The organism is Variovorax stachyos, assembly GCF_051400855.1.
Lineage (GTDB): Bacteria > Pseudomonadota > Gammaproteobacteria > Burkholderiales > Burkholderiaceae_C > Variovorax.
Window position 1 is genome coordinate 1 of sequence record NZ_JBLFFN010000012.1, and the last position, 19,216, is coordinate 19,216.

General features: G+C 69.0%; 16 protein-coding genes. All 16 read right to left on the reverse strand.

All coding sequences use genetic code 11. The features are described from left to right. Nucleotides 1–220 precede the first annotated feature (220 nt). The 16 genes from ACMGEZ_RS20275 to ACMGEZ_RS20350 all read right to left on the reverse strand — a co-directional run bounded on the left by ACMGEZ_RS20275 (nucleotide 221) and on the right by ACMGEZ_RS20350 (nucleotide 19,078). Entirely contained in the window at nucleotides 221–1,411 is a 1,191-nt protein-coding gene (locus tag ACMGEZ_RS20275; protein ID WP_436824077.1) for a trans-sulfuration enzyme family protein, read from the reverse strand. Then, the gene (locus ACMGEZ_RS20280) at nucleotides 1,408–2,781 is read right to left on the reverse strand and encodes a pyridoxal-phosphate dependent enzyme (protein ID WP_436824078.1); all 1,374 of its coding nucleotides are present in this window, start codon (nucleotides 2,779–2,781) and stop codon (nucleotides 1,408–1,410) included. The genes ACMGEZ_RS20275 and ACMGEZ_RS20280 overlap by 4 nt, the downstream gene beginning before the upstream one ends. A 36-nt stretch (nucleotides 2,782–2,817) precedes the next feature. After that, nucleotides 2,818–5,337 (reverse strand): ABC transporter permease, encoded by a 2,520-nt coding sequence (locus ACMGEZ_RS20285; RefSeq protein WP_436824079.1) that lies wholly within the window; start codon nucleotides 5,335–5,337, stop codon nucleotides 2,818–2,820. A gap of 130 nt (nucleotides 5,338–5,467) precedes the next feature. Continuing rightward, a complete protein-coding gene (locus ACMGEZ_RS20290) occupies nucleotides 5,468–5,980 on the reverse strand; it encodes a hypothetical protein (RefSeq protein ID WP_436824080.1) in 513 nt (170 codons plus the stop codon). 58 nt (nucleotides 5,981–6,038) lie between these two features. After that, the gene (locus ACMGEZ_RS20295) at nucleotides 6,039–6,896 is read right to left on the reverse strand and encodes a formate dehydrogenase accessory sulfurtransferase FdhD (RefSeq protein WP_436824081.1); all 858 of its coding nucleotides are present in this window, start codon (nucleotides 6,894–6,896) and stop codon (nucleotides 6,039–6,041) included. Next, complete coding sequence (locus tag ACMGEZ_RS20300; protein WP_436824082.1) at nucleotides 6,893–7,282, reverse strand: hypothetical protein; 390 nt, start codon at nucleotides 7,280–7,282, stop codon at nucleotides 6,893–6,895. Before ACMGEZ_RS20300 ends, ACMGEZ_RS20295 begins: the two co-directional genes overlap by 4 nt. After that, the gene (locus ACMGEZ_RS20305) at nucleotides 7,279–8,517 is read right to left on the reverse strand and encodes a formate dehydrogenase subunit gamma (RefSeq protein ID WP_436824083.1); all 1,239 of its coding nucleotides are present in this window, start codon (nucleotides 8,515–8,517) and stop codon (nucleotides 7,279–7,281) included. Before ACMGEZ_RS20305 ends, ACMGEZ_RS20300 begins: the two co-directional genes overlap by 4 nt. A 22-nt stretch (nucleotides 8,518–8,539) precedes the next feature. Beyond that, nucleotides 8,540–8,812, reverse strand: coding sequence for a hypothetical protein (locus ACMGEZ_RS20310; protein ID WP_436824084.1), 273 nt, complete (start codon nucleotides 8,810–8,812; stop codon nucleotides 8,540–8,542). Then, nucleotides 8,809–9,429, reverse strand: a complete 621-nt coding sequence (fdh3B, locus tag ACMGEZ_RS20315; RefSeq protein WP_436824085.1) for a formate dehydrogenase FDH3 subunit beta — start codon at nucleotides 9,427–9,429, stop codon at nucleotides 8,809–8,811. The genes ACMGEZ_RS20310 and fdh3B overlap by 4 nt, the downstream gene beginning before the upstream one ends. Nucleotides 9,430–9,438: 9 nt before the next feature. After that, entirely contained in the window at nucleotides 9,439–12,432 is a 2,994-nt protein-coding gene (locus ACMGEZ_RS20320) for a formate dehydrogenase subunit alpha (protein WP_436824086.1), read from the reverse strand. 13 nt (nucleotides 12,433–12,445) lie between these two features. After that, a complete protein-coding gene (locus ACMGEZ_RS20325; protein WP_436824087.1) occupies nucleotides 12,446–12,670 on the reverse strand; it encodes a formate dehydrogenase in 225 nt (74 codons plus the stop codon). 115 nt (nucleotides 12,671–12,785) lie between these two features. Further along, on the reverse strand, nucleotides 12,786–13,403 hold the full coding sequence (locus ACMGEZ_RS20330) for a TorD/DmsD family molecular chaperone (RefSeq protein WP_436824088.1): 618 nt from the start codon (nucleotides 13,401–13,403) through the stop codon (nucleotides 12,786–12,788). A gap of 115 nt (nucleotides 13,404–13,518) precedes the next feature. Beyond that, nucleotides 13,519–15,597 carry a 4Fe-4S dicluster domain-containing protein gene (locus tag ACMGEZ_RS20335; protein ID WP_436824236.1) on the reverse strand — a complete coding sequence of 693 codons (2,079 nt, stop codon included), beginning with the start codon at nucleotides 15,595–15,597 and terminating at the stop codon, nucleotides 13,519–13,521. Next, a complete protein-coding gene (locus tag ACMGEZ_RS20340) occupies nucleotides 15,557–16,171 on the reverse strand; it encodes a DUF3306 domain-containing protein (protein ID WP_436824089.1) in 615 nt (204 codons plus the stop codon). The genes ACMGEZ_RS20335 and ACMGEZ_RS20340 overlap by 41 nt, the downstream gene beginning before the upstream one ends. Further along, a complete protein-coding gene (locus ACMGEZ_RS20345) occupies nucleotides 16,164–16,751 on the reverse strand; it encodes a DUF3305 domain-containing protein (RefSeq protein ID WP_436824090.1) in 588 nt (195 codons plus the stop codon). The genes ACMGEZ_RS20340 and ACMGEZ_RS20345 overlap by 8 nt, the downstream gene beginning before the upstream one ends. Before the next feature lie 59 nt (nucleotides 16,752–16,810). After that, nucleotides 16,811–19,078, reverse strand: a complete 2,268-nt coding sequence (locus ACMGEZ_RS20350; protein WP_436824091.1) for a LamG-like jellyroll fold domain-containing protein — start codon at nucleotides 19,076–19,078, stop codon at nucleotides 16,811–16,813. Nucleotides 19,079–19,216 lie beyond the last annotated feature (138 nt).

Consider the following 19,216-nt stretch of genomic DNA (forward strand, 5'->3'; position numbering starts at 1 on the left):
TGCTTCGTGAACTGACTTGCCGCGGCTGTTTGAGCAGAGTGAACGAAGTGAACGTCGCGAGTTCCGCGGCAGGCCGGCTGCGCGAGCATCGCAGGGGAGTCGGCGCAAAGCGCCGACCGCCACAGTGGCACGCCGCACCGCACACCCGCAGGCGCCTTTGCAGCGCGCGACGCTTCCCCAGCCCCGGGGCCCACCCACCCTGCAAAACCGAGACCTGGTGTCAGATCGCAGCCAGCGCCTGCCCCAAATCCGCACGCAGATCTTCCAGGTCCTCTACTCCCACCGACAGCCGCACCAACCCATCGCCAATACCCAGCCGCGCCCGCGTCTCGGCCGGAATGGTGGCGTGCGTCATGATGGCCGGGTGCTCGATCAGGCTCTCCACGCCGCCCAGGCTCTCGGCCAGCGAGAAGATGCGCACCGCCTCCAGGAAGCGCCGCGTACCGGCGAGATCGGTCTTCAAATCGATCGAGATCATCCCGCCGAAGCCTTGCGGCATCTGCTGCTTCGCCAACTCGTGCTGCGGGTGCGAAGCCAGTCCCGGGTAGTGCACGCGCGCCACTTGCGGTTGCGCCTCGAGCCATTGCGCGAGCGCCAGCGCGCTGCTGCAATGCCGCTCCATGCGCAGCGCCAGGGTCTTCACGCCGCGCAGCGTGAGGAAGCTGTCGAAAGGCCCGGCGATCGCACCCACCGAGTTCTGCAGGAAGCCCAGGCGCTCCCGCAGGGGCGCATGTCGCGCCTCGCTGCCGACCACGGCCACGCCGCCGATCACGTCCGAATGGCCGTTGAGGTACTTGGTGGTCGAGTGCACCACGATGTCGAAGCCGAGTTCCAGCGGCCGCTGCACCCAGGGGCTGGCGAAGGTGTTGTCGGCCACGCAGAGGATGTCGCGCTCGCGGCAGATCGCGGCGATGGCGCGCAGGTCGGCCAGCCGCAGCAGGGGATTGGTGGGCGTTTCGACCCACACCATGCGCGTCTCGGGCGTCAGCGCCTCCAGCAGCCGCGCCGGATCGGTCAGGTCGACGAAGCTGAAGCGGTGGCCCGCGCTGCGCGCGCGCACGCGCTCGAACAGGCGGAAGGTGCCGCCATAGACGTCGTCGCCCGAGACCACGTGGGCATTGGCATCCAGCAGCTCCAGCGTGGTCGAGATCGCGGCGAGGCCGGAGGCGAATGCAAAAGCTGCCGAGCCGCCTTCGAGGTCTGCCACGCAGCGCTCCAGCGCCCAGCGCGTGGGGTTGTGCGAGCGGCCGTAGTCCAGGCCCTTGTGCACACCGGGGCTCTGCTGCACATAGGTGGAGGTGGCGTAGATGGGCGGCATGATCGCGCCGGTGGAAGGGTCGGGCGACTGGCCGGCGTGGATCACGCGGGTGGCGAATGCGAGGCCGTCGTGGGAGTTCTCGTCTTGGCTCACTTCAGCTTTCTCCGCAGATGGTTGAGCAGGTCGGTACGGGTGATGAGGCCGTGGAAGCCGGCCTCGTCCGCGATCATCGCGACCAGGCCGCGGTCGAGCACGGCTTCGAGCTCGGCCAGGCTGGCGCTGGCAGGCAAGGTCTCGGGCAGGTCGGTCATCGCGCTCTTCACGCTCGAGCGGAAGCGGTCGGCGTCCGTGTGCACGCTCATCAGCAGGTCGGACTCGTCGATCACGCCGACGAGCTGCGTGCCCTCCAGCACCGGCAGCTGCGACACGTCGGCCAGGCGCATGCGCTGGAAGGCGGTGAGCAGCGTGTCGTCTGGGCCGACGCTGATCACGCTACCCTCTTCGAAGCGGCGCGACACCACGTCGCGCAGGTCGCCGAAGCGCTCGCGCGCGAGCAGGCCCTGGTCGAGCATCCACTGGTCGTTGTAGACCTTGGAGAGGTAGCGGGTGCCCGTGTCGCACACGAAGCTCACCACCCGCAGCGGCTTCGTCTGCTCGCGGCAGAAGCGCAGCGCCGCCGCCAGCAACGTGCCGGTGGAGGAGCCGCCGAGAATGCCTTCGGTCCGCAGCAGCTCGCGCGCGGAGCCGAAGCTCTCCTCGTCGCTGATCGAATAGGCCTTCTTCACGCCGGAGAGATCGGCGATGCCCGGGATGAAGTCCTCGCCGATGCCTTCCACTGCCCACGACCCGGCCTCGCCCACGGTGCCGCTGCGCGTGTACTCGGCGACCACCGATCCTTCCGGGTCGGCCAGCACGAAGAAGAGCGCTGGCTGCACTTCGCGGAAGTAACGCGTGAGCCCGGTGACGGTGCCGCCCGAGCCGACGCCGACGACGATGGCGTCCACGTCGTGTCCGCACTGCTGCCAGATCTCGGGGCCGGTGCTGGCGGCATGCGCGAGCGGGTTGTCGGGGTTGTTGAACTGGTCGGCGAAAAAGGCGCCGGGAATTTCCCGGGCGAGGCGCGCCGCGTAGTCCTGGTAGTACTCGGGATGGCCCTTGCCCACGTCCGAGCGCGTGGTGTGGACCTCCGCGCCCAGCGCCTTGAGATGCAGGACCTTTTCGGTCGACATCTTGTCGGGCACCACCAGCACCACGCGGTAGCCCTTGGCACGCGCCACCAGCGCCAGGCCCAGGCCGGTGTTGCCGGCCGTGGCCTCGACCACCGTGCCGCCGGGTCGCAGGCGCCCGTCGCGCTCGGCGCCATCGATCATCGCGACGCCCACGCGGTCCTTGATCGAGCCGCCAGGGTTCTGCGACTCGAGCTTGAGGAACAGGGTGCAGGGCCCGGTGTCCAGGCGCGTGACGCGCACCAGGGGCGTGTTGCCGATCAGGTCCAGGACAGCGGGGCGGGTCTCGGTCGTCATGCGGTCACCTCTCGCACGATCGTAGCCGCGCCGCGCCTATTCCGCTGCGCGCCTGAGCGTCTCCACCACCGGCCTGCGCAGCACCTCGCGCAGGCCCCACCAGCCGGCTGCCAGCGCCAGCACGGCGCCGGCCAGCGAGCCGGCGATCGGCACCAGCGGCGAGGCGGTCCAGCTGAAGTCGAACACGTAGCGTGCCAGGCCCCAGCCGATGAGCGAAGCCACGATGCTCGCCAGAAAGCCCGCCAGCAGGCCCACGCCCACGAGCTCCGCACGCTGCACCTGCCGCAGCAGGCTGCCGCGCGCGCCCACCGCGCGCATCACCGCGAACTCGCGGGCCCGCTCCTCGCGCGTGGCGGTGACCGCCGCGAACAGCACCACCAGGCCCGCCGCGAGGGTGAAGCTGAACAGGAACTCGACCGCGCGGATCACCTGGTCGAGCACGCGCTGCACCTGGCCGATGGTGGCGCTCATGTCCACGTTGGTGACATTGGGGAAGGTGCGCACCAGGGCGTTGTCGAAGCCCGGGCGGTCGGGCGCGCGGAAGGCGCTCATGTAGGTGACGGGGACATCGCCGCCGAGCGAGCTCACGGTGTACATCACGAAGAAGTTGGCGTGCATCGAGCCCCAGTCGACCTTTCGCACGGAGGTGATGCGGGCCTCGTTCTGCTGGCCACCGATGTCGAAGCGCAGCCGGTCGCCGAGCTTGAGGCCCAGCGTCTCCATCAGGCCCTGCTCCACGCTGACCTCGCCCTGCTTCCCGGGTTCCCAGGTGCCGGCCACCACCTCGTTGTGCGGCGGGCGCTCGGCCGCGTTGCTGAGGTTGAACTCGCGGTCGACCAGGCGCTTGGCGCGGTCGTCCGCATAGTCGTCGGGCGAGACCGGCTTGTCGTTGATGGCGACCAGCCGGCCGCGGATCATCGGATACCAGTCGTACTTCTGGACGCCGCCGGCCTGGAGCGTCTGGCGGAAGGCCTCGCTCTGGTCGGGCATCACGTTGATCACGAAGCGGTTGGGCGCATCGGGCGGCGAGGCGCGGCGCCAGCTCGCGACGAGGTCGGTACGCAGCAGCACCAGCAGCACCAGCGCGAGCAGGCCCACGGCCAAGGCACTGACCTGCACCACCGTGTAGGCGGGGCGGGCCGAGATCTGGCGCGTGGCCAGCACCAGCCAGCGCGGCGCGGTGGTCTCGTTGACGCTGCGGCGCAGCAGCAGCACCGCCAGCCAGCTCAGCAGGGCGAAGACCGCTACCGCAGCCGCGAAGCCGCCCACGGCGATCAGGCCCAGTTTGAGATCACTGCTGGCCGCCACCAGGAGCGCCGCGAAGCCGGCCACGCCGAGCCCGAGTACGGCAATGGAGGCCGGCTTGAGGTTGCCCACGTCTCGGCGGATCACGCGCAGCGGCGGCACCTGGGCAAGCTGCAGTACCGGCGGCAGGCCGAAGGCGAAGAGCAGCGTCAGCCCCATGCCGAGCCCGAACGCCACCGGCCACGGACCGGGCGCGGGCAGCGAGGTCTCGACCAGGCCGGCGAGCAGCACCACGAAGACGTAGTGCACGGCGAAGCCGATCGCGACGCCGAGTGCGCTGGCCGCGAGGCCGATGGCGGCGAACTCGAAGGCATAGGCCTGCGCGATGGTGCGCTGGCTCTGGCCCAGCACACGCAGCATGGCGCAGTCGTCGAGATGGTTGGCCGCGAAGCCGCGCGCCGCCAGCGCCACCGCAACTGCCGACAACAGGGCCGCGAGCAGCGCGACCAGGTTGAGGAATTTCTCGGCGCGGTCCAGTGTCTGGCGCATTTCGGGCCGGCCGCTCTCGAAGGAGTCGAGGCGGATGCCGCGCACCTCGCCCTTCTTGAGGGTCGCGTCGGCCCAGTCGCTGAATCGCTTGACCGCGAGGGTGTCCCCGGCGACCGCGAAGCGATAGCTGACACGGCTGGCCGGCTGCACGAGCCCGGTGCGCGGCACATCGGCCTTGTTGAGCATCACGCGCGGCGCGAAGCTCATGAAGCCGGCGCCGCGGTCGGGCTCCAGCGTGATCACGCGTGCGATGCGCAGGCCGGCGTCGCCCAGCAGCAGCGTGTCGCCCATCTTGAGGCCCAGCGCCTCCAGCAGCGAGGCATCGACCCAGACTTCGCCGGGCGCGGGCACCTCGCGCGTGGGCTGCCCCGGCGCGCCGGGCGCGGTGCTGACCTGCAGGCTGCCGCGCAGCGGATAGCCGCCTTCCACTGCCTTCAGGGCCACCAGCTTGGCCGCGCCGCCCTGCTCTTCGCTGGCGCGCGCCATGGTCGGGAAGCCGAAGGTGCTGGCGGTCTGCAGGCCGAGCGAGCGAGCGCGCTCGATGAAGGGGGCGGGCGTGGGGTTGTCGCTCGCCAGCACGGCGTCGCCGCCGATCAGCTGGCGCGCATCGCGCTGCAGGCCGCCCTTGAGCCGGTCGGCGAAGAAACCTACCGCCGTCAGCGCCGCGACGGCGAGCAGCACGGCGACGATGAGAAGGCGCAGCTCACCGGCACGCAGATCGCGCCAGAGCGTGCGCCAGCCGAGACGAATGGAGGCATTCATGGGCTGCACGATAGCCGATGCAGCCGCGCCATCATGCTGCGGGCCCATCCCGCAAGGGGATTCGTGTGCGAGCGGCGCCGAGCGTGGAGCGGATCACCACGTCACAACCCGGCCGGCCGCGCGCGGCAATTCACGGGGCCTTGGGCGGTTCCCGGGGAGCCTGCTGCTGCGATTCCGCGGGCGGCTGGCGCGATTCCTCGGGCCCTTTCTGGGGCACCTGCACCCAGTCCCGCCTGCAATCGCGGACCTCGGGGAAATAGCCCTCGGGATCCTGGCAATAGAGCCTCATGACAGGCGATGGGGCGACGGGCGCCACGTGGTAGACCGGAGGCGCGTAGTAGGCCGGGTAGTACACGGGCCCGTAGTGCACGGGGTAGTGGTAGCGCGGATAGTAATAGGCCGGGAAACCGATCCCGGCGCCGATGAAAACGGCGGAACGGCGATGGTGGTGGTGCCTGGGGAAGAACCCGCGGTGAACCGGAAATGCGGCAACGCCGCGAAACTGCGCCGGATGCGCGTGGCGATGACCGTGGAAAGCCCCACCATGGAAACCACGGCCGCCCAGGCCGCCCTTGTGCGCGAAAGTGGGCATGGCGGCGCCCGCCGCGGCGGCGAACAGGGCGGCCAGGACAAGCTTGTTCATGGCGACCTCCTCGAAAGAAGATCGTTGGACCACCGGACCGGAACCGAGTTCGCGCGTTTTACCGAAGCGCGAGTGCGGGCTGCAGTTCCAGCCGGTCGGCGCCCGCATAGCAAACGAAGCGCCTGTTCGTCGCGCGGCCGATCGCGCAGAGACCGACCCGGGTTGCGACCTCGTGGCCCATCTGCGTGATGCCGCTGCGCGAGACCACGATGGCCACGCCCATCTGGGCCGACTTGATCACCATCTCGCTGGTGAGGCGCCCGGTGGTGTAGAACACGCGCCCGCCTTCGAGCCGCCCGGGCGGCTGCATCGCGATCCAGCCTGCGATGGTGTCGATGGCGTTGTGGCGGCCCACGTCCTCGACGAAGCACTGCATGTGCGCATCGTCGTCGCCATCGCCGAGCGTGAACAGCGCGCAGCCGTGCACCGAGCCGGCCGACTTGTAGGTGCTCTCCTGGAGCCGGATCGCGTTGACCAGCGCGTAGAGCTGCGACTGGCGCATGCGCGTCGCAGGCAGCTCCAGGCGATCGATGCCGGCCATCAGCTCGCCGAACACGCTGCCCTGGCCGCAGCCGGTGGTGACTACCTTCCTGGCAGTGCGCTCTTCGATGCGATCGATGCCGGCGTGGGTCTTCACGGCCGCGGCGCCCACTTCCCAGTCGACCGTGATCGATTCGACGTCCGCCGCGGACTCGATGAGCCGCTGGTTCAGCAGATAGCCGAGCACCAGCAGCTCCGGCTGGGCGCCGAGTGTCATCAGGGTCACGAGCTCGCGCCGGTCGACGTAGACCGTCAGGTCGCGTTCGGCCGGAATCGAGACCCGGCCGCGCTCGCCATGCTCGTCGACGACTTCCACTTCGCGCGTGAGCTCGGCGCGGGCCGAGGTCAGGCGCGGAAGCGGCGGGGCATGCGTCACTGTTTCGGCGTGGGATTGGCGGCCGCGGCGGGCTGGTTGGTGCTCGGCGGGGAGGAGGCGTTGCCGGGCGGCGAGTGGGCGCCCGCTGCCTCGATCGGTTTCTGCTCAGGAGGCGTGAACGCGAAGGGCCCGGGGTCGGCGCAGGCCGGCAGGGGAATCGGCGGCGGCAGCTGCTTGCCGGCCGCTGCCGCATCCGCGCGGTACTTGGCCGCCACCTTGTCCTGCGACATGCACAACTGGTAAGCGTCGACCTTTGCGGTCCATGCGGTCCTGGCGGCGGTCTCGGCGGCCTTGGCCTTGGCTTCGGGCGTGTCGGGCGGTGGGGGCAGCTTGGCGAATGCGGTGCCGGCGAGCGCCAGGCCGCAGGCGATCACGATCTTCTTCATGAGGGGTTTCCTTCGACGCGGGCGGTGTTCACCGGCATGGCCGGGGCAGGCTCGGCGCTGCGCTTTGCCGGGATCTTGCCGGCGGCGATGTCGTCGTACCAGTACTCGTGGTGCTCGCGCGCCCAGGTCTCGTCCACGTAGCCGTGGCGCATGGCAGCGTAGGCGCCCGTCATGCCCAGCGTGCCGATGAAGATGTGGCCGAGGATCATCGCCATCATCAGCATCGTCGCGACCCCATGGATCATGTGCGCCACCTGCATCTCGCCGCGCGTGTAGACGAAGCCGGGCAGCAGCTTGTCGAGGAACAGGCCCGATCCGGCGACGATGGTGCCCAGCACCAGCACGCCGCCCCAGAAGACGAGCTTCTCGCCGGCATTGAAGCGGTGCGATGGCACCTCCTTGCCGCCGAACAGGCCCCCGAACTTGGCCAGCCATTTCAGGTCGGCCATGCGCGGCACGTTGTCTCGCACGAAGGTAATGAACATCAGCACCAGCGTGACCACGAACAGCGGCCCGACGAAGTTGTGGATGGTCTTGAGCGCGTAGGTCAAGCCGCCGAAGAGCGTCGCGCCGATGATCGGCAGCAGGAAGAACTGGCCGAAAGCCATCACCAGCCCAGAGACGGCCAGCACCACGAAGGCGATCGCGTTGGACCAGTGGGTGGCGCGCTCGAAGGGCGTGAAGCGCTCGATCTTGCGACCCGTCGGCGCACCGTGCAGACGGATCGGTCCGTGGGTGAAGTAGTAGATGGCGAGTGCCAGCACGACCACGAAGAGCAGCGCCGCACCGTAGGGAATGATCCAGTCGTTGCGCACCTGGCGCCAGGCCTCGCCTGCGTTGGTCAGGCGCGACCCGGGGTACTTCACGAAAGGCTGGATCAGGTTGCCGGCCTCGGGCGCCTGCGAAGCGGGCAGGCTGCTGTAGCCGGTCACGCCCTGCCCCACCTGCCGCCACATCGGCGCGTTGTTGCCGGGCTGCACCTTCATGCGCTCGGCGTTGCTCTGTTGAAAGTAGTTCGGATCGGCGCTGGCTTCCGGCTTGACCTCGAAGATGTTCTGGCTGCGGATGCCACCGGGCTGCTGCGCCGCGGGTGCTTCGACAGAAGGCGCCTGTGGCGCGGGTGCGCCGCCGACCGCACCGCCTGCAGCGGGGTTCGGCGTCTGCGCCACGGCCAGGCCACAGGCCAGCGCGGCGGTGAGCGCCAGGGCGTTCAACAGCTTGTTGATGCAACTCATGCAGCAGCCTCCTTGCGCTTCTTCAGTTGTCGCGGGTGTAGTCGTTCTGGCCGTTCTGCGTGCGGACCTTGAGCTGCTGCTGCCAGGCGTTCTTGTCGCCCACTGTCCAGCCCGAGGCGGTGAACGCGGTGCCGGCGTTCGCCTGCGTGCCGGAGTTCGTGCCGGTGCTGGTGCCGGTCCAGGGCGCGGTGTCGTACTTCACGCCCTGGGCGTTGGTCTGCGGCTTCTCGCCGCAGGCCGCGAGCAGCGAGACGGCCGCAATCGCCGCAACCGCGATGAGGCCCGCGCGGCTCATTTCGTGCTCCCGTTGTTCGGCGTGCCGGCCTGCTGCGAGCCGTAGGCCGTGCCCCAGCCCCAGACCTCGGCGCCTTTGCCGCGATGCAGGACGCGGGTGCGGAAGATGTCGGCCACCACGTCACCGTCGCCGGCCAGCAGCGCCTTGGTCGAGCACATCTCGGCGCAGGCCGGCAACTTGCCCTCGGCCAGGCGGTTGCGCCCGTACTTCTCGAACTCGGCTTGCGAGCCGTTGGCCTCGGGGCCGCCGGCGCAGAAGGTGCACTTGTCCATCTTGCCGCGCGCGCCGAAGGTGCCCTGGGCCGGAAACTGCGGGGCGCCGAAGGGGCAGGCGTAGGAACAGTAGCCGCAGCCGATGCACACGTCCTTGTCGTGCAGCACCACGCCTTCTTCCGTGCGGTAGAAGCATTGCACCGGGCACACCGCCATGCAGGGCGCGTCGGAGCAATGCATGCAGGCCACCGAGATCGACTTCTCGCCCGGCACCCCGTCGTTGAGCGTGACGACCCGGCGGCGGTTCACGCCCCAGGGCACCTCGTTCTCGTTCTTGCAGGCAGTGACGCAGCCGTTGCATTCGATGCAGCGCTCGGCGTCGCAGACAAACTTCATTCGTGCCATTGCGCTTCCTTAGGCTTTCTCGATGTTGCAGATGGTGGTCTTGGTCTCTTGCATCATGGTCACGCTGTCGTAGCCATAGGTGGTCGAGGTGTTGATCGCCTCGCCGCGCACCACCGGCGCCGCGCCGGCCGGGTAGTACGCCAGCATGTCCGCCCCCTGCCAGCGGCCAGAGAAGTGGAAGGGCATGAACACGGTGTCGGGCGCCACACGCTCGGTGACCAGCGCCTGCACGTTGAGCCTGGCGCCGGTGGGCGTGTGGACCCAGGCGCGTTCGCCGTTGCGGATGTTCTTCTCGGCCGCGACCTTGGGGTTGATCTCCACGAACATCTCCTGCTGCAGCTCGGCGAGCCAGGGGTTGGAGCGGGTTTCCTCGCCGCCGCCCTCGTACTCGACCAGGCGGCCGGAGGTCATGATGTAGGGGAACTTCTCGGCCACCTTGTCCGCGATGTTCTTCTGCTGCACGCTCTTGTAGAGCGTGGGCAGCCGCCAGAAGGCCATCTTGTCGTCGTGCGTCGGGTACTTGGCCATCAGGTCCGGCCGGGTGCCGTAGAGCGGCTCGCGGTGCTGCGGGATCGCGTCGGGGAAGTTCCAGACCAGCGCGCGCGCCTTGGCATTGCCGAAGGGGTGGCAGCCGTGGTTCTTCATGGTCACGCGGATGATGCCGCCCGAGGAATCGGTCTTCCAGTTCTTGCCCTCGGCCTTGGCCTTCTCGGCGTCGGTGAGCTCGCCCCACCACCCGAGCTTCTTGAGCAGCAGGTGGTCGAATTCCGGATAACCGGTGGTGATCTCGGCGCCCACCGAATGCGAGCCGTCCTCGGCCAGCAGGTTCTTGCCGTTGCGCTCCACCCCGAAATTGGCGCGGAAGTTGCCGCCCCCGTCCATCACGTGACGGGTGGTGTCGTACAGATTGGCGCTGCCCGGGTGCTTGAGTTCGGGCGTGCCGTAGCAGGGCCAGGGCAGGCCGAAGTAGTCGCCCGTGAGGTCGTAGCCGTTGACCTTGTCCTTGCCGGTCTTGGCGCGCAGCGTGCGCACGTCGAAAGCGCCCATGTTGCGCATGTGCGCCTGCAGGCGCTCCGGACTCTGGCCGGTGTAGCCGATGGTCCAGCAGCTCTTGTTGATCTCGCGCAGGATGTCGTCGGGAATGGGCTCGTCCATGCCCTTGACCTTCTGCATGCGGTAGTTCTTGCTGAGCTCCTTGCCGAAGCCGAGCCGATCGGCGAACTGCTGCATGATCATGTGGTCGCTGCGGCTCTCCCACAGCGGCTCGATGACCTTCTCGCGCCATTGCAGCGATCGGTTCGAGGCGGTGACCGAGCCGCTGGTCTCGAACTGGGTGCAGGCCGGCAGCAGGTAGACCGCGCGCTTGGGGTTCTGGTCCTCGGGCCGGCCCGGCATGGCGGCCATGGCAGCGGTTGCCGAGGGGTACGGGTCGACCACCACCAGCAGATCGAGCTTGTCCATGGCCCGCTTCATCTCGAGGCCGCGGGTCTGCGAGTTGGGCGCGTGGCCCCAGTAGACGACGCCGCGCAGGTTGGAGTCCTGGTCGATCAGCTCGTTTTTCTCGAGCACGCCGTCGATCCACCGCGAGACCGTGATGCCCGGTTTGCTCATCATCGTGGGCGACGCGAACTGCTTCTTGATCCACTCGTAGTCCACGCCCCAGACCGCGGCGAAGTGCCTCCAGGCGCCCTCGGCGATACCGTAGTAGCCGGGCAGCGAGTCGGGGTTGGGGCCGACGTCGGTGGCGCCCTGCACGTTGTCGTGGCCACGGAAGATGTTGGTGCCGCCGCCCGACTTGCCCACGTTGCCCAGCGCCAGCTGCAGGATGCAGGAGGCGCGCACCATGGCGTTGCCGATGCTGTGCTGGGTCTGGCCCATGCACCAGACGATGGTGCCGGGGCGGTTCTCGTTGAGCCAGGTCGCGATCTTCACCATCTGCGCCTCTTTGACGCCGCAGGCCTCCTCGACCTTGTCCGGTGTCCACTTGGCCATCACGTCGGCGCGCACCTCTTCCATGCCGAAGACGCGGTCGTTGATGTACTTCTTGTCTTCCCAGCCGTTCTTGAAGATGTGGTGCAGCAGGCCGAACAGGAAGGGGATGTCGGAGCCGGAGCGGATGCGCACGTACTCGTCGGCCTTCGCGGCGGTGCGGGTGAATCGCGGGTCGACCACGATCATCTTGCAGCCGTTTTCCTTGGCATGCAGCATGTGCAGCATGCTCACCGGGTGCGCCTCGGCGGCGTTCGAGCCGATGTACAGCGCCACCTTGGAATTGCGCATGTCGTTGTACGAATTCGTCATGGCGCCGTAGCCCCATGTATTCGCGACGCCCGCGACGGTGGTCGAGTGGCAGATGCGCGCCTGGTGGTCGCAGTTGTTGCTGCCGAAGAAGCTCACGAACTTGCGCATCAGGTACGCCTGCTCGTTGTTGTGCTTGCTGGAGCCGATCCAGTAGACCGAGTCGGGCCCGCTGGCCTGGCGCAGTTCCTTGAGCTTGGCGGTGATCTCGTCGAGCGCCTGGTCCCAGCCGATGCGCTGGTACTTGCCGTCGACCAGTTTCATCGGGTAGCGCAGCCGGTACTCGCCGTGGCCGTGCTCGCGCAGAGCGGCACCCTTGGCGCAGTGGGCACCGAGGTTGAGCGGCGAGTCGAACACCGGCTCCTGCCGGACCCAGACGCCGTTCTCGACGATGGCGTCGGACGCGCAGCCGACCGAGCAGTGGGAGCAGACGGTGCGCCGGACCTCGATCTTGCCGGCGCCGACGGCTGCCGGCTTGCCCTCGGCCGCCTGCGCCTTGCGCATCAGCGTGAGCTGGCCGGCGGCCAGGCCGACACCGACCCCGAGGCCCGAGCGCCGCAGGAAGGCGCGCCGGTCCATGGTCGGCAAGGCGTTGGAGAGGCCGCGCCGCAGGCTGTGGACGAAGGGCGAGGCGGACGAAGACGAAGAGGCGTGAATCGATGCGCCGTCACGCGAGGTGACGGTCGACTTGCGGGTCAGCAGCATGGTGTGTCGTTCCTCAGGCCGAAGTGGACTGGTAGTAGCGCTTGACGTGTTCGCTCAGGCTGTAGCCGCCGCCCTTCTCGGGTGCCGGCTTGGGGGCGGGAGTGGCGGCGGAGGCTGGCGCCTCTACGACCTTGGGCAGCACCGTGACGGCTGCTGCGGCTGCGCCGACCGAGGCGGCGCCCAGAAAAAAACTCCGGCGGGACGCCGGCTTGGTGCCGGCGGCTTGGCTGTCCTGCATATCTTCTCCAGGAGTGGCTCGTCAAAACTGGATATGAAACCAGTTACATATGTTTGGATACTAGTCGAGACCCTAATACTTCGGCAATGGAAAGCTTCTCGCCGTTGCGTTGGCCTCACTCCAGCATGTCGAAGCCCTGCGCCTCGACCTCGGCAAAGGCCCGCGTCAACACCGCCAGCGCGGCGTAGAAATGCGCCTTCGGATGTTGCGCCACCGCATCGCACATGGCGGGCATCCAGGGCTGCACATGGGTGGCGAAGAAGGCCTGCTGCTGCGTCAGGTTGGCCACGGCGACGTCCTCGCCCGCGATCAGGTAGCGCATCACCTCGAACAGGCAGGCCACGTGGTCCTCGGTCTCGGACACCGTCTGCTCGCGCGCCAGGCCAAGCCGGCCCAGGTCGCCGCGCAGGCGCGCGAGCGGCTTGTCGTTGAGGAAGCCGCTCAGGTAGTGCGAGCCGAACAGGTAGACCTCGGGCTTGCCGATGCCCCCGAAGAGCGCGTCGTACTCGTCGCTTACCGCCGCCGCATCGAGGCCGCGCGCCACGCCCACCAGCTGGCGCCAGGGCTCCTCGAGGAAAGCGCCGGCGGCCGGCGCCTCGGTCGGCGCAACCTGGAAGGCGGCCAGCAGCTCGGCGTCGGGAGCCGCATACCAGAGCCGCGCGAGCAGCCCGTAGAGCTCGGCGCGCGCGAGCTCCTCGTCGAGCGCGGAAGTGGCGGGGAAGCTCTCGCTCATCAAAAAACCTCCGCGCAAAGCGCTGCGGTATTCGCCTTGGGAACGGCCCTGCGGCTCATTGGAGTACCTTCGCCTGCGGCTGCGGTGCCATTCGCCTTCGGAGCGGCCGTGCGGCTCATAGCTGCGTGATCTTGAGTTCGTTGGAGGCGCTGTACAGGTCGATCACCCGACAGTCGCTGCACATCTTGAGGCGCTCCAGCGCCTCGCCCTGGAACATCGCGTGGCCGGCCAGCTTGCCGAGCATGGCCTCGATGGCCTTCTGCGTGCCGAAGGGCTTCTCGCAACGGATGCAGCGCCAGGGCTTCGCTTCGTTGAGGACCACCGGCTGGCTGCGCTCGGGCGCCACGAGCAGCCGCGGCACGAGCGAAATCGCATCCTCGGGGCAGGTGCTCGCGCACAGGCCGCACTGCACGCAGTTCTTCTCGACGAAGCGCAACTGCGGCGCGTTGGGGTTGTCCTGCAGGGCGCTCGCCGGGCAGGCGCTCACGCAGGCCAGGCACATCGTGCATTTGTTCTTGTCGACGTCGATGGCGCCGTAGGGCGAGGCCGCCGGCAGCGCGATGGCAAGCGGCACGTCGCGGCCGGTCTTCATGGCCGGCGCGGCATCGACGAGGTGGTCGAGCGCGAGTTCGAGGGTGCTGCGCTTCTCGGCGCCGACCGCGAAGCGCGCCGACGCGGCGGGGCGTTGCGGATGCGCCTCGCACAGTTGCGCCAGCGCCTGGTCCAGCGCCGCCGGCCGGCTCGCCTCGATCAGCCGGAAATGCGTGCCGGCGTAGCCCAGGCCCGCGAGCACGGCCTGCGCGATGTTCATCTGCGCGCGCAGCGCATCGATGTACGCAGGCGCCTCCTCGCCGGTCGTCAGCACCGCCACCTGCGAGGCGCCGAAGGCAATGGCGCTCAGCCACAGGTCGATGCCGGTGCTCGCCGCATGCCAGAGGCCGATCGGGATGACCTGCGCCGGGACGCCCTGCGCGCGGCCGAGCCGCGCCTCGCGGCCCAGTTGCTCGATCAGGGCCTGGCCGGCTTCGCGGCCGTGCAGCAGCAGCACCGCATCGCGTCCGCCCGCCACCGCATAGGTGGAAAGCAGCGTGCGCAGCCGGGTCCCCTGGTCGGGCGCATGCGGATAGGCGTAGGCCAGCGCGCCGGTCGGGCACACGGTGGTGCAGGCGCCGCAGCCGACGCAGAGGTTCGGGTTGACGACGATGCGCTGGCGCCCCTTGTCGCTGCTCACCGCATGGGCCGAGCACACCTCGATGCAGGCGTTGCAGCCCACCTGCTCGTTGCGGCTGTGGGCACAGAGCTTCTGGCGGTAGTCGAAGAACTTGGGCTTCTCGAACTCGCCCACCATCTCGCGCAGCTGCAGCAGGGTCGAAGGGGCGTGCGCGTTCGCCAGGCCGCCGCGCAGGTGGAAGTAGCCCTGCGGCGGCGCGTGCCAGTCGATGAGCGGCGCATCGCCCAGGTCGAGCACCAGGTCGAAGCCGGCTTCGAGGGCCTCGGCCGGGCGGCCGAAGTCGATGGCGCCGGCCACGGTGCAGGCGCGCTCGCAGTCGCGGTGCGACCGGCACTTGGCGTTGTCGATCTGGTAGTCCAGCCCGATCGCCTGCTCGGGGCAGGCCACCAGGCAGGCATTGCAGCGGGTGCAGAGGTCGAGGTCGATGGCGTTGTCGCGCGTCCAGCGCAGCTGGAAGGCGCCGAGCCAGCCGGCGAGCGCGTCGATGCGGCCGGCGATCACGGGCCAGCGGCGCTCCTGTGCACCGCCTGCGCTGCCGGGGCCGCGCGAGAAGATCGTGACCTCCAGCGTGTCGGCCAGCAGCGCGGCCACGCGCTCTGCTTCGTCGAGCTCGCCGACCACCAGCACCCGGCCCTGGCTCTTGTAGCTGACGACGCCGACCGGCTCCGGCTCCGGCAGCCGGGCCTGCGCGAGCAGCGCCGCGATCTTGGGGCTGGCGCCCGCCGCATCGCGGCTCCAGCCGCCGGTCTCGCGGATGTTGACGAAGCGGATCGGCGACTCGGCCCCGGGCGTCTGCTGCGCGAGCTCGCCGAACAGGCGCTTCTCCTGCGTACAGGCCACCACCACCTCGTCGCCCGACTGGATCGCGCGCTGGAAGGCCGGCGCCTCGCGGCGGCACAGCGCGGAATGGAGGGGCAGTGTTTCAGCCAGCGCCGCGCCGAGGGTCTTCGGCTCGAGCGGCATCGTCTTGTTGCAGTCGCAGATCAGCGTGGTGGTCATCGGCTTCTTGGCGTGTCGGCTGCGCATCGGCGGCAACCGGCTGGCTGGGAACGGGCTCCGTGGGGCTCGACTGTGCCACGTCCGGCATTGCGTCGCCCTCAGGGTTTTTGTCGGGCTGTTCCTCGAACAGCTTCATGAACTTCGCGCTGGCCATCTGGCGCAGGACGCTCTCGGGTATGGGGGTCGAAACGGAATAGTCGTCGATGTAAGTGTCGAGGCCATCCATGACATTGAAGTGTGGATCGGCGAAGAGCTTCTTGAGTGCGGCGTTCTTGACCTCGGGCGCCACGTTGCTGGCGAGGAAGGGCTTGAAGTCGGATTCGGAGGTCAGCGCCTCGGTGTCGGCAATCGTCGGTGCAGGAGGTATTTCCCCTTCCCCCGCCGGGGGAAGGCTGGGATGGGGGCGCGCAGCCTCCGCAACAGGCGCAGCCTCCACAACCGGCGCCGGCTTGGGAGGCACGACCACCTCCTCCGGCACCTCCCCTTCCCTCACCTGCTGCTTGCGCCGCGACCAGCGCTCGAAAAATCCCTCAGACATCGCCCGCTCCCCGCCCGCGCTTCTTCTCGGTCGACACGCTGGCCGCATTGCCGAACCGGTCCACCAGCGGCCTGAAGCTCTGCGGCCGCTGGCGGCGCCTGGGTTCGGCCGTGTGGTGTTCGTCGACCCAGGTGCGCAGCCATTCCACGACGTCGGGCGGCGCCGGCACCTGCTCGACGTTCTCCTGCGCATCCAGCCAGCGGCCGGCCTCGTTGTAGCTCAGGGTCACGACCACCGGACGCGCGATCGGCTCGGGCGCCACCGTGGCCTCTTCCTCGAGGCGCCACAGCACGAACCAGCCGGGCGCCGGCGTCGTTGCGTTCAGGTGGTAACCCTCGGTGTCGTCCCGAAACAGCTCGACCCTGAAGCCGGGGTGGAGCCAGCGCTGCACCTCGTCGTCCTGCTGCAGCAACCGCGGCGCACTGCCGAAGCCCGGCTCGTCGGGCAGCACGCCCTCGAGCGTCCAGCGCCAGGGCTGCCAATGGCTCGACGGCCCGTGCAGCCGCTCGCGCCGCATCACGACCGCGACCTCGAGCGAGGGGCGCGCGCCGTGCTCTGTGGGATCGGAGGGCGGGTTCATGCGTCCGAAGATAGCCGAAGCGGCATGTGGAGGCGCCGACGCGGATATTGGCGGCGAGGTCAGGCAGCGAGCGCCGCGACCTCGGCGGCACTCAACGCGCCGCTGTAGATGCGAAGGTCCTGCATGCGCCCGTTGAAGTAGGGATCGGCCGCATATTGGGAGCGGCCGAGCCAGTTCTGCGTGGTGTCGCCGAGCTGCCAGGGCGCAAGCGCAATCGCGTTGCTGCTGCCGGCGACCACGCCGTCGACATACAGCGTGCCGGTGGTGCCGGAAAGAGTCACCGCGAGATGCACCCAGCGGGCGGTCGGCAAGGCGCTGGCCACGATGTTCTGCTCGCCGAACCAGGTGGTGCCGGTAACGGTGAAACGCATCGAGCCGCCGCTGTCGCGCGGCAGCAGTGCGAGGTAGGCGATGTCGCTGGAGCCGAAGTCGAACACGCGCGCGTTCGTCACCGCGGCGTTCCAGTACACCCAGAGCGCGATCGTGAAGTCGCCCAGGCTGGAGAGCACGCCGGCGGGCAGCGCCAGGTGGCCGCTGCTGCCGTCGAGCGCCAGTGCGCCGCCAGTGCTGCGGGCCTGGCCCCAGCTCGCGCCCCCCTGGAGGGTGCCGTGCCGGGCGTTGCCGCTGGCATCGGCGGCCGTGGTTCCGCTGGCGCCATCCAGCGGCAACTGCACGCGCAGCTCGGTGGGAAGGGCCACGCGCGCCACGTTCGAAACGCTGCTCTCGCCGCTGGCGCTCACCGCGGTGACGACGTAGTACCAGACCCCGGTACCAGGCGTGTCGGTGTAGGTGCGGGGATCGGTCACGCTGGCGACGGTGGCGAAAGGCCCGCTCGCCGAACTGCCGCGCTTGACCTTGTAGCTCGTCGCGCCCGCGCTGCCCCACCAGGACATGAGCACCTGGCCGGCGGTGACATGGGCGGTGAGGCCACTCGGCGGCGTGCCTGCCGCTGCGGGATCGCGGCTGTAGGTCAGCGTGCCGAAGCTCGGCTGGTCGCCGCCCCACTCGCTGCGCTCCGGACGGATCTGTGCGGCGATGGTGGCCACCCAGGGCGCGGCGAGTCCCTTGCGATTGACGTAATGGTTGTAGATCGACTCCCAGGCCGGGCGCAGGTTGGGCTGCCCGCCGGTCGAAACGACGGTGGAAGTGCCCTGCCGGTTGACGTAGGTCGAGAACGGCGGCGAGTAGTACTGGCCGTTGCCGTCCTGCAGGTTCGACTTGGCGACGTACTCGGCACCGGCCAGGAAGCGGTTGTTCCAGTACCCGTACAGGTCCTCGCCCTGGTTCCAGGCCATCTCGCACAGCAGTCCGGTGAGGGCCATGCCGAGCGTGGCGTGGCCCTGGTCCCGGCCGCTTTCCTGCCACTGGCCCAGGTAGCCCGGGTGGAGCATGTAGACGTTGTGCGCCGCCGCCCCGTTGCCGCGGCCGGTATTGTAGTAGGCGATAGCCTCGTCGTAGAGATCGGTGCGGTCGCAGAAGACGCCGATGGCCAGGATGCCGCAGACGTTGCAGAGATCCCAGTTGGCCCAGTAGTTGGTGATGTTCGCGCCGTTATGGTTGAGCAGGAAGCTGTGGCATAGGGGATAGAACACGTCCAGCAGCAGCTTCTGGAAGCGGGCCACGCCTTCGGCCGACCAGCCTGCGTAGCTGCGCATCATCTCGGCCGCGTTGGCCCACTGGTAGCCGTAGATGCCGGCAGCGAGGAAGCGATCGGCATTGCCGGTGAGCGTGTTCATCGTCGACGACCAGGCGTCCAGGTACTGCACGGCCAGGTCCGCATAAGCGGTGTTGCCGGACACCTTCCAGCGCAGCGCGAACTGGTAGGTGCGCTCCATGTCCTCGACCATGGTGCGGTGGTTCTCGCCGTCGCCGCCGCGCACCACCGTGACCAGCGGCACGGGCGCGCGGCCCAGCTGGGCGCGGCTGCTGGCGGTGAGCGCGTTCCAGCCGTCGCGCCACGGCTGGGCGCCGGCCGCCACCTTGGTTCGCATGCGCTCGAAGTCCGCGTCGGTGTGCAGCAGGCCGGGATGCGTGAACTTCCGCGGCTGCGCGGTCGATGTCGAGCCGGGCTCGGACGCAGCTGGGGCGGTTGTGGCGGGCGCAACGTTCTCGGAGGCCACGTCGGCCGTGGTGGCCGCGGTGGTCGTGGTTGTCGTCGTCGACGCCGTGGCGCCGGTCGCGCCGGCGTTCAGGCCGCCAAAGCCTCCTCCGCCGTCTCCGCAGCCTGCGGTCCCCAGTGCCAGGAGGCTGGCCGCGCCCGCGCAGAAAAGGCGGCGATCCAGTGAAATCTCGTTGTCGTTGTCGTTGTCGTTCTGGTGATCCGGCATGTGCTGTGTTCGATCGGCCTTGTGGCCCAAAAGAAACGATCAGCAACATACATGCCAGTTGGCCACGATGAGGCAGCCGCCGGCACTCGCATGGGAGACCAGGCGCACATGCCGCGAAATGTCAATCGCCCCTCGCAA

Bases quoted from the DNA above. Each gene is read 5' to 3' on its own strand.
- ACMGEZ_RS20350 (WP_436824091.1), bottom strand. From the start codon at position 19,078: ATGCCGGATCACCAGAACGACAACGACAACGACAACGAGATTTCACTG.
- ACMGEZ_RS20300 (WP_436824082.1), bottom strand. From the start codon at position 7,282: ATGAAGAAGATCGTGATCGCCTGCGGCCTGGCGCTCGCCGGCACCGCA.
- ACMGEZ_RS20345 (WP_436824090.1), bottom strand. From the start codon at position 16,751: ATGAACCCGCCCTCCGATCCCACAGAGCACGGCGCGCGCCCCTCGCTC.
- fdh3B (WP_436824085.1), bottom strand. From the start codon at position 9,429: ATGGCACGAATGAAGTTTGTCTGCGACGCCGAGCGCTGCATCGAATGC.
- ACMGEZ_RS20325 (WP_436824087.1), bottom strand. From the start codon at position 12,670: ATGCAGGACAGCCAAGCCGCCGGCACCAAGCCGGCGTCCCGCCGGAGT.
- ACMGEZ_RS20335 (WP_436824236.1), bottom strand. From the start codon at position 15,597: ATGCCGCTCGAGCCGAAGACCCTCGGCGCGGCGCTGGCTGAAACACTG.
- ACMGEZ_RS20285 (WP_436824079.1), bottom strand. From the start codon at position 5,337: ATGAATGCCTCCATTCGTCTCGGCTGGCGCACGCTCTGGCGCGATCTG.
- ACMGEZ_RS20290 (WP_436824080.1), bottom strand. From the start codon at position 5,980: ATGAACAAGCTTGTCCTGGCCGCCCTGTTCGCCGCCGCGGCGGGCGCC.
- ACMGEZ_RS20280 (WP_436824078.1), bottom strand. From the start codon at position 2,781: ATGACGACCGAGACCCGCCCCGCTGTCCTGGACCTGATCGGCAACACG.
- ACMGEZ_RS20305 (WP_436824083.1), bottom strand. From the start codon at position 8,517: ATGAGTTGCATCAACAAGCTGTTGAACGCCCTGGCGCTCACCGCCGCG.
- ACMGEZ_RS20330 (WP_436824088.1), bottom strand. From the start codon at position 13,403: ATGAGCGAGAGCTTCCCCGCCACTTCCGCGCTCGACGAGGAGCTCGCG.
- ACMGEZ_RS20320 (WP_436824086.1), bottom strand. From the start codon at position 12,432: ATGCTGCTGACCCGCAAGTCGACCGTCACCTCGCGTGACGGCGCATCG.
- ACMGEZ_RS20340 (WP_436824089.1), bottom strand. From the start codon at position 16,171: ATGTCTGAGGGATTTTTCGAGCGCTGGTCGCGGCGCAAGCAGCAGGTG.
- ACMGEZ_RS20310 (WP_436824084.1), bottom strand. From the start codon at position 8,812: ATGAGCCGCGCGGGCCTCATCGCGGTTGCGGCGATTGCGGCCGTCTCG.